Source organism: Micromonospora sp. DT63 (assembly GCF_049841615.1).
Lineage (GTDB): Bacteria > Actinomycetota > Actinomycetes > Mycobacteriales > Micromonosporaceae > Micromonospora.
On the sequence record NZ_JBNCKQ010000006.1, the window covers coordinates 1 to 4,620 of the forward strand.

The following is a 4,620-nucleotide window of genomic DNA, read 5'->3' on the forward strand; positions in this document are numbered from 1 at the left end:
GGCACCAACCAGCAGTGGCAGCTCGTGCGCGTCGACGGCGGGGGCAACCCGACCACGCCGCCGCCCACCACGCCGCCCCCGTCGAACGGCACCTACTCGAACCCGGTGGTCTGGCAGGACTTCGCCGACGTCGACATCATCCGGGTCGACAACGTCTACTACATGTCGGCGTCCACCATGCACTACTCGCCGGGCGCTCCGGTGCTGCGCTCGTACGACCTGGTGAACTGGGAGTACGCCGGGCACTCCGTACCCCGGTTGGACTTCGGCTCGAAGTACGACATGAGCGGTGGTAACGCGTACGTCGACGGGATCTGGGCCTCGACGTTGAACTACCGGCCGAGCAACAAGACGTTCTACTGGGCCGGGTGCATCGACTTCGCGCAGACCCACATCTACACCGCGTCCGCCGTCGACTCGACGTGGAGCAAGCTCACCACCATCCCCAACTGCTACTACGACGCCGGCATGCTGATCGACGACAACGACACCATGTACGTCGCGTACGGCAACACCAACATCAGCGTCGCGCAGCTGTCCGCCGACGGGAAGACGCAGGTCCGCAGCCAGCAGGTCTACAGCACGCCGTCGAGCATCGGGACGCTGGAGGGTGCGCGCTTCTACAAGCGCAACGGCGCCTACTACATCTGGCTCACCCGGCCGGCCAACGGCCAGTACGTGCTGAAGTCGACAAACGGCCCGTTCGGCCCCTACGAGCAGCGTCAGGTGCTGCTCAACCTGCCCGGCCCGATCTCCGGTGGCGGCGTACCGCACCAGGGCGGGCTGGTGCAGACGCAGAACGGCGACTGGTACTACATGGCGTTCGTCGACGCGTACCCCGGTGGCCGGATGCCCGCCATGGCGCCGATCACCTGGACCGGCGACGGCTGGCCGGTCCTGCAGACCGTCAACGGCGCGTGGGGCAGCTCGTACCCGAAGCCGAACCTGCCCGCCGCGCCCCGGGCGGTGAAGCCACTCACCGGCACCGACACGTTCGCCGGCACCACCCTCGGCCCGCAGTGGGAGTGGAACCACAACCCCGACAACAGCAAGTGGTCGGTCAACAACGGACTGAACCTGCAGACCGCCACCGTGACCGGCGACCTGTACAAGGCGCGCAACACGCTGACCCACCGGATCCAGGGACCCACGTCGACCGCCACCATCGAGCTGGACTACTCCACCATGCGCGACGGTGATCGCACCGGCCTGGCGGTGCTGCGCAACTCGTCGGCCTGGATCGGGGTCCGACGAGACAACGGATCCACCCGCCTGGTCATGCAGAACGGGCTGACGATGGACGACAGCTGGAACACCACAAGCACCGGCAGCGAGGTGGCGAGCACCGCAATCTCCGGTGGCCGGATCTGGTTGCGGGCCAACGCCGACATCAGACCCGGGTCCGGCCGGCAGGCCCGCTTCTCGTACAGCACCGACGGGGTCAACTTCACGTCCTTCGGCAACGCCCTGACCCTGGCGAACAACTGGCAGTTCTTCATGGGCTACCGGTTCGCCATCTTCAACCACGCCACCCAGGCGCTCGGTGGCGCGGTCACCGTGCGCCGATTCGACCTGACGACACCGTGACGCCGGTCACACAACCAGTAATCCACGGGTGACGCGAACGGACCACTGATCCCACCGCGGAAGGTGTCCACGTCCCCGGCTCCGGCCCGCCGCCGCCCTGTTCCGCGCTCTGTCCAGGAGCGCGGAGCGGGGCGGCGGTCCGCTGTGGCCGGCCCGGGTCGGGGTGCCCGGCAGGCGCGGCGCGTGGCGCTGGCCGCCCGACCTGGCACACGCCGTGTCGTTCGCCGCTCAGCCGTTCCGTGTTCGAGGCGGTGCCTGGCGTAGACTGTCGGCGATCCAGCGCTGGTCACCTGCGATTCAGCACCGGCGTGGTGGCTGAGCGAGGGGGATCGGGCCGGGCCGCTCCAGTCAACGTCGACGGGCCGCGGGTCGGGTTGCAGGCGGGGGGAGTGAAATGGCCGTGCACGGTCCCGCGATGACAGATGTCGCTCGTCTGGCCGGTGTCTCCCACCAGACGGTGTCGCGGGTGCTCAACGGGCACCCCAACGTGCGTGAGCAGACCCGCTTGCGGGTGCGGGCGGCGATCGCCGAACTCGGCTACCGCCCCAACGGCGCCGCGCGCGCACTGGTGACCGGCCGGTCCCAGGTCATCGGCGTGGTGGCACAGAACACGACCCTCTACGGCCCGGCGTCGCTGCTGGCCGCTCTGGAGCAGACGGCCGCGGAGGAGGGCTTCGCGGTCAGCGTGGGCAGCGTCCGCAACCTCGACCACCGCTCCATCTCCGCCGCTGTCGAACGGCACCTGGCGCACCGGGTGGCCGGCATCGTCGTCATCGCGCCCGTCGAGTCGGCCGGCGAGGCCCTGGAACGGCTGCCCAAGGACGTTCCACTGGTCACCGTCGACGGCGATCCGCACCGGCCGGTGCCGTTGGTGACCGTCGACCAGGTGGCTGGCGCGCGGGCGGCGACCCAGCATCTCCTCGACGCCGGGCACCGCACCGTGTGGCACGTCTCGGGGCCGTCCGACTGGTTCGACAGCGCCGGCCGGATCGAGGGCTGGCGGGCGGCGCTCCTGGCCGCGGGGATCGACCCACCGCCCCTGATGCACGGGGACTGGTCAGCGTCGTCCGGCTACCGGTGCGGGCAGATGCTTGCCCGGATGCCGGAGGTGACCGCGATCTTCACGGCCAACGACCACCTCGCTCTGGGCGTGCTGCGGGCCCTGCACGAGTTCGGGCGGCGGGTGCCGACCGAGATCAGCGTCGTGGGTTTCGACGACGTGCCGGAGGCCGCGTACTTCATTCCGCCGCTGACGACCGTACGACCGGACTTCGACGCGGTGGCCCGGGCGAGCCTGCAGATGTTGCTGACCCAGATCGAGTCGGGCATCGGTGGGGGTGCCCTGCGGCAGACCATCGCCCCGGCCCTCGTCGCCCGCGACAGCGTCGCCCCGCCGCGCCACTGAGGGGACGCCCGGTGTCGTACGCCTCGGAGGCCTCCGCGCGGCTTACCGCTTCGCCGTCGCGGCCGGCGTGCGTCGATCACCAACCGGCGGCCTCGTCGGTCCTGCCGTCGTGTGCTCGGCGGACGGTCCACCAGCCGGCCTCGCCGTCGGTCCTGCCGGCGCGTGCTCGGCGGGCGGTCCACGCGCAGGCCGTTCCGGAGCACGTACTGGCGGCCGTCGATCGATCGCCGCCCGGGTTACGGGAGGTGACGTCGGCGGCGAAGCCTCCGTTACGAGACCGTGACACCGGTATTTCGGATCAAGTGTTGACGTGCCCTATGTGAGCGCTAACACTACCCGAAAGGTGACAGGTGGCCCCGGCGGTCAGCGGGGGGAATCGGGAGAGGAGAAGCCCGTGAGCAGGAAATTCCTGGTTGCTCTCGGTAGTGCGGCGCTGGCGCTGAGCCTGGCGGCGTGCAGTGGTGGAGGTGCCGGCAGCGGCGGCGACACCAGCGACAAGAAGCCGGGGGACCTGACGATCGGTGTCTCGATGCCGACGCAGACCTCCGAGCGGTGGATCGCCGACGGCAACGCGGTGAAGTCCAAGCTGGAGGCGAAGGGCTACAAGGTCGACCTGCAGTACGCGGGCGACGACATCCCCACCCAGTCGCAGCAGGTCGACCAGATGATCACCCAGGGCGCCGACGTCCTGGTCATCGCGGCGATCGACGGCACCGCCCTCAGCAGCCAGCTGCAGGCCGCCGCGGCCGCGAAGATCCCGGTCATCTCCTACGACCGGCTGATCCGTGGCAGCAAGGACGTCGACTTCTACGTCAGCTTCGACAACTACAAGGTTGGCGTCGCCCAGGGCACCGCGCTGCTGGTCGGTCTCGGCCTGCTGAACAAGGACGGCTCGAAGGGCACCGCCAAGGGCCCGTTCAACATCGAGCTCTTCGCCGGCTCGCTCGACGACAACAACACGCAGTACTTCTTCGGCGGTGCGATGGACACGCTGAAGCCGTACGTCGACGCCGGCACGCTGAAGGTGAAGTCCAAGCAGACCACCCCCGAGCAGGTGGCGACCCTGCGGTGGCAGCAGGAGACCGCGCAGAAGCGGATGGAGAACCTGCTGACCTCCAGCTACAACGACGGCTCGAAGGTCGACGGCGTGCTGTCGCCGTACGACGGCATCTCCCGGGGCATCATCACCGCCCTGCAGAACGCCGGCTACGGTAGCGGCGCCAAGAAGCTGCCTGTCGTGACCGGCCAGGACGCGGAGATCGCCTCGATCAAGCTGATCAACGACGGCGTGCAGAACTCGACGGTCTTCAAGGACACCCGCCTGCTCGCCGACCAGGCCGTGAACGCCGCCGAGGCGTTCCTGCAGAAGAAGCAGCCGCAGGCGAACGACACGCAGACGTACAACAACGGCGTCAAGGTCGTTCCGGCCTACCTGCTGCCGATCGCGACCGTCTACAAGGACGACATCAAGGCGACGCTGATCGACTCCGGCTACTGGACGGCGGAAGAGGTCGCCGCCGGTCAGGCCAAGAAGTAAGTCACCCCGTCGGGGGGGGGGGGGCCCCCCCCCCCCCCCCCCCCCCCCGGCCCCCCCCCCGACACCACACAACAGCAAGAACAAGAGAACG

The 4,620-nt window shown here is 69.2% G+C and carries 3 protein-coding genes; all 3 read left to right on the forward strand.

Annotation, left to right across the window (positions count from 1 at the left end; all coding sequences use genetic code 11):
• The coding region (locus ACLQ27_RS21570; RefSeq protein WP_425868337.1) for a glycoside hydrolase family 43 protein at positions 1 to 1,587 on the forward strand (1,587 nt) is incomplete at its 5' end.
• Between the two features lie 415 nt (positions 1,588 to 2,002).
• Positions 2,003 to 2,992 carry a LacI family DNA-binding transcriptional regulator gene (locus ACLQ27_RS21575; RefSeq protein WP_357574480.1) on the forward strand — a complete coding sequence of 330 codons (990 nt, stop codon included), beginning with the start codon at positions 2,003 to 2,005 and terminating at the stop codon, positions 2,990 to 2,992.
• Between the two features lie 394 nt (positions 2,993 to 3,386).
• Positions 3,387 to 4,529, forward strand: coding sequence for a multiple monosaccharide ABC transporter substrate-binding protein (gene chvE / locus ACLQ27_RS21580; RefSeq protein ID WP_234582843.1), 1,143 nt, complete (start codon positions 3,387 to 3,389; stop codon positions 4,527 to 4,529).
• Positions 4,530 to 4,620: the final 91 nt, after the last annotated feature.

Coding starts and splice junctions, on each gene's coding strand:
- ACLQ27_RS21575 (WP_357574480.1), top strand. CDS start 2,003: ATGACAGATGTCGCTCGTCTGGCCGGTGTCTCCCACCAGACGGTGTCG.